The organism is Apibacter sp. (assembly GCF_025291155.1).
Classification (GTDB): Bacteria; Bacteroidota; Bacteroidia; order Flavobacteriales; family Weeksellaceae; genus Apibacter.
The window spans coordinates 1-5,129 of sequence record NZ_JAMBJZ010000114.1; the positions used below are offsets into that span (position 1 = coordinate 1).

Below are 5,129 nucleotides of genomic sequence, written 5' to 3' on the forward strand. Positions count from 1 at the left end.
TCTGATACTGCCGGATCACTTCTATTTTTCCTTGCATGCTTATTAGCTATATCTTTACCTCCTGGGACTTGTTCAAAAGCTTTTAATCCTGCTCCGGATAATCCTGATACTATATAATTAAAACTTTCTCCTCTTAGTCCTGAGTCTAGAGATAATCCTGCTTCCTGACGCGATTGTGCAAAGAAATGTGCCTTGCGAGCACAGGTATCTAGTTTAAATATATCTTTATACTTGTTTAAAGCTACTGCCAGTTCTTCTAAATGTTTGGTTGAGGCCGATTTATATACCTTCTTTAATATTTCTACTGTAAAATCTTCTTTGCATCTTGGGCATTCTCCTACCTTCTTAGCATTTCCCCTTTCGACTAGAACCGGAGAAATAACCTGCTGATCCTCGATAGTCCCCGTTTCAGATACATACAGCGGATTATAAAAATGAAAAAACTTAGATACAATATCATTTAGCTGTTCAGCTGTCGGGCTTTGGCCTTCTTCCAAGGTAGGCATTGCAATACCTACCTGTGAGGCATATTCATTCAGTTCCTTGTCAAAAGGTAAACTATCTAATGTTTTAAGCTGAGAACCTACCTCTACCAGTATGGTTTCGTCCTTTTCATTCTTTTGTTCTTTAAATACGGCAATGTAAAACAATTGCGGATCGCCCTCTCCATCTTTTTTCTCAGGGATAAAGTCCAGTTCCAACAAACCATCCGTTCCCACTTCCTGCTCTTCATATTTCTTTACCTGCGCGGTAACTGCAAATGCTTTATCTTTATTGTTGTAGGTTTCTATCATGTCATCCTTCAACAACTTTTTATAAACTATAACCACCAGCTTTTCCTTAGTCATTCCTACCGTATTTACCCAAATGGTGTGTTTTTTACCATATTGGGTTACTCCCACCTGTATATCGTCTCCTGCTTCATTTGAAAAGTTGATAGCCGTAATGCGTGGCCTTGCAGGGATTTTTAAATCCTCATCTGCATCTAATACAAAGTATAGGTTTTTCCCTTGTTTTTCCACAAAGGGTATTTCTTCGGAGCTTCCTTTATCAATCAGCCTCACTTTTGATAAATCCAGTATTCCACCTGCTGTAAATTCCAGCGTAAAAAACAACTTGGCTTGGGGCGATTCTTCTGGATATATTTTTTGTAGTTTCTCTTTGAGTTCCTTATCTACTATAAAAGATGTTTGAAGGCTTCCGTTACCGTTCAGGGAGGAATCTATTTCTTTTAACAGGCAATTTTCGTAAGACAAACTTCCAACCTTTCCCTCATCGGGGTGCTTTACCCATACTTTAAGTTTTACCGGGATACTGCTGAGGCCTTCTAGTGAGACATGAATATAATTTTCTTCTTCCCATCCGGTTTCAGCCCTTCGTTTACCATTTGCATAACACCACAGGGCTTTTTCCAGGTAAATATATGTTGCCTCTACGGTTTTCTTCACCTCTTTGGTACTTGCATCCTCTCCTTCAAGGTAGGCAGAAAAATAGGCTTTCCCCGGTTTATTAAGCTGTAAGGTGGCTTGTTTATGATCTGAAGAAAGGTTAAACTTTATAAAAGGGGCAGCAGGCTGTATCCACCGGATATGCTCCGAGCCCACCAAAGACATTAAGACTTTTGTTTTATATGTAACCACTGCTCCTACCGGTATTTTATCAGGACCGCTGATACTTTCCATACGGTTTTTCGCTACCTCTATTACCGCTGTATCCGAACTGGTGCCTATCGAAATAACATCCTTTTCTTCCCCATCAATCCGAAATTTATATTCCCCGTAAGGGTTCGATATTATTACCTGTTTTTTCCTGAATTCTTCTATAAGCTCGGGAACGTTCATCTTTACTTCTGCACGAAGACCTAAACTAATCGTTTTTCCACTGTCTTTTTGTATATGCCAGAATGCTCGATTGCCGAGTTGATTTATTCCATAATCAAATTCAATCCCGGAGGCCAACAAATGAATGGAATCTTCTTTACGTATTTTTGGCAAACCCTTATTTATAATTGTTCTGGCCGAACGGTTTACTATTCGAAGCGAAAGGGTCTTTATATCTGGCAACATTCCCAACGATGTCCGTGAAAAATCCTCTAGCTCTATCTGGTAATTACCGTTGTTCTTAAATATAGCGGTTAAATAATTGTTTGAGTAGGAAGTAGATATTACTCCCTGGTTACGGTTGGCGGAAAAACCGGGAGCAGTGGTATACAAAATGTTCCCTTTCTCGTCTTTGATATTCCATTTAGTCTTTTGCTGCCAACCGACCTGATTCAAGGATAATTTGGGAGAATTCGCAAAGGTATATTTAGGACTAAAAACTATCTGGGTATTCTTAGGAGCCTTGCCCACAGATTCCAGCTTTACGTTCAACAACTTCATTGAAATGCCCTCAAGCTTATTATGTTTCCGGTTGATAATTATCTTGGTAGAATTTCCCACGGGTGTTTCGCCATATCCGAAAATAGTAGTTTTACCCTCAGGAAGGGCCTCCAGATTCTCAATAAGTTCACTTCCGTATTCCAGATAGGTCTTGAACCTGTTTTTTTGATTATCACCTTTATAAAACGCCCAGCTTACCAGGCTTTTATCATCTTTTGCACCTACAGTGGCTACTAACTTGATGCTTTTAATACTACCTCCTATTTCAAACGATACTTCCCGGTTGGATGAAATACGTTGTGCCGGGGAAACAACCAAGTCTATTTTACTTACTGAAGGTAGTTTTTTTCCATTAGAGGCTGCTACCTTAGGACTGAGCATATAGATTTCATAGGAATCCTTCTTATTTTTTTTATATATACGGGAAGAAGGTTGGGCGCTTTGTCCGTGTTCTTTTATAATCACGGTACCTCCCCCTATTTTACATGTTCCTTTTGACTGGTCTATAAGAATTTTCTTTTTTCCAAACTCCGCATTCTCATAATAATCACTCCAGCTGATATTCGGGGTACATTTGGGTTTTGAGCTACTTCTGTTACATACACCAAAATCCATATGATCTTTATTATCTTCCAGCCAAGTCGCTATCTTTTTTTCATTAATGTAATATTTATCATCATCTTTGTGTTTTACCTTAAGGGATACCGTCGGCAATGATCCCAATGAACAGTTTAAACGGGCTCCTTCTACTACTACTACTCGCTTTTTTGTCGTTTCTGCCATATCTTTTTAATTTTCTTTCTCTTTTCTTTATTTGTTTCTTGAAACAATAAAAGATTTAGGGTTAGTTTCTTTTCTTATACTTATTCCTTGATATTTCATCTCTATTTTTTCTGAATAAAGATAGTTTTTATCTTCTGAATTTACTTCAATTTCTGATGCCTTATAAAGCAGTTTTCCGATGTCTTTCTCCCAAACGGATTTTACCATACCGCTTGCCTCTATATTACCCGGCATTAGGTAATGTTTAGAATTTTTTTTCTTTCGTAAGAGGATGTTAAGGTTTTCAGTGAAACTTTCTTCCGGTTTCTCCGATTTTCCCCCGTAAACAGATATCAGTTTATTTTCTTCAATGCTTGTCTGTACATCTCCCGTAAAATAAAGAGTACCTGCTTTTAAGACGTTCCAACGCAAGGTCTTATCATTCTGGGCATTTTGCATCCCAAAAAAGTACAATCTCCAGAAGGCTTCTTCCTGTATTTTTTGTTTGAGCTTTTCTTCGGTCTCCAAATTTTCCTGTAACTGGTTTTTCAAGCTTTCAGCAAATTCTCCCCGGTAGTTCTCTTTCAATATTTTTTCTGCTTTATTTTGCCAGTTGGAAAACCATAAAGCATAACCTGGTATTTTTTCATAATTCCCATACCGGTTTACCTCTATTTCCAGCGGATAAATAGCCTGTTCCAATTCATATAACAAACGGATATGATGTTCTTTAGGTATTTTAGAATTAATCAGGCAGTTCTCTCGGGTAAATAACTTTCGTATGCTACCATTCTTTATATTGCAACTGATTCCCATGTCAAAAGTTATCCTACTCTCCTTAACCTGTAGGCCTTCTTTTACTTTCAAAGTATGTTCTACTTTATATATACGGATATTATCCCAAGGTTTAATTTGCATTATTTCCGTCTTAGTTTTCTGTATCTAAATTATTATAACCATTGATTATTTTTTTATCAATGAATTTTATTAAACTTAAACCGATTATAGGCTGTGTACTTGTTAAAAGGATTTTATTTTAAAATTTAAATAACTTTAATAAAACAAATACTAATATAGTGCTGATCCCCAAGTACAAATAAGAATTTGACAGGACACTTAGAAGTTCTTCGGTAAAGGTGTAACTACTCCACGATGAAACCCTATCTACAAAAATATTATAGTTGTTAAAGAAAACAAGTATTGCAAATATAATCGTGAAGAATATTGAAATACTCCATTTTTTTTTCAAGATATTTTTTAGTAGAATCAATAAAAGAAAAATTACACTTATATGAATGGAAGACAAAAAAACATCTTTCTTATATGAGCATTCAAAACATGATGATGAAATATCAGTTGAATATACATGCATGGAAAAATAAGTCGCAAAACTTGCTAAAATATATATAATGAAAGCAAAAATTAGTGATTTACAGTATTTCATATTATTTTATTATTTTATTTTTTTCTTGCTTTTTTGCCCTTTTCAAAAATAAACATACCTTCTTCAAGAAGGCCCCCTGGTGTTTTGCCGCTTGTTGGCGCCATATATGCCCCGGAAGTATTCCACAAAGCGTGGTCCCATCCTTTTCTGTTTAACTTTCTATACCAATCCATGGGATTTAGCGGATTGCTTATATCTTCATCTTCAATGGTTATGTAATTTTTAGTGTATGATTGGTCGCCACCGTCAAGCCAGGTAGATGTATAATTACTTCGTCTTAAAAATGCATAAACTATGGCATTTAAATGATCCGCTAATTTCTGAGCTAAACTTTCTTCCGGTTTTACCTGATTCTCCCGATAAACAGATACCCATTTATTTTCTTCAATTTTTGTCTGTACATGTCCTGTAAAATAAAGGGTACCAACTTTTAAGATATTCCAACGTAAGGTATTATCATTCTGAGCATTTTGCATCCCAAAAAAGTATAATTTCCAGAAGGCTTTTTCCTGTATTTTTTGTTTAAGTTTTTCTTCGGTCTC

At 36.2% G+C, this 5,129-nt stretch carries 3 protein-coding genes; all 3 read right to left on the reverse strand.

Annotation, left to right across the window (positions count from 1 at the left end; genetic code table 11):
* Nucleotides 1–3,164: DUF4280 domain-containing protein (locus tag M3Z80_RS09045; protein WP_293919289.1), on the reverse strand; the 3,164-nt coding region annotated here is incomplete at its 3' end.
* Nucleotides 3,165–3,191: 27 nt separating this feature from the next.
* Nucleotides 3,192–4,061 carry a hypothetical protein gene (locus M3Z80_RS09050; protein WP_293919290.1) on the reverse strand — a complete coding sequence of 290 codons (870 nt, stop codon included), beginning with the start codon at nt 4,059–4,061 and terminating at the stop codon, nt 3,192–3,194.
* A gap of 540 nt (nt 4,062–4,601) precedes the next feature.
* Nucleotides 4,602–5,129 (reverse strand): hypothetical protein (locus M3Z80_RS09055; protein ID WP_293919291.1); only part of this gene is annotated, 528 nt, incomplete at its 5' end.

Bases quoted from the DNA above. Each gene is read 5' to 3' on its own strand.
- M3Z80_RS09050 (WP_293919290.1), bottom strand. From the start codon at position 4,061: ATGCAAATTAAACCTTGGGATAATATCCGTATATATAAAGTAGAACAT.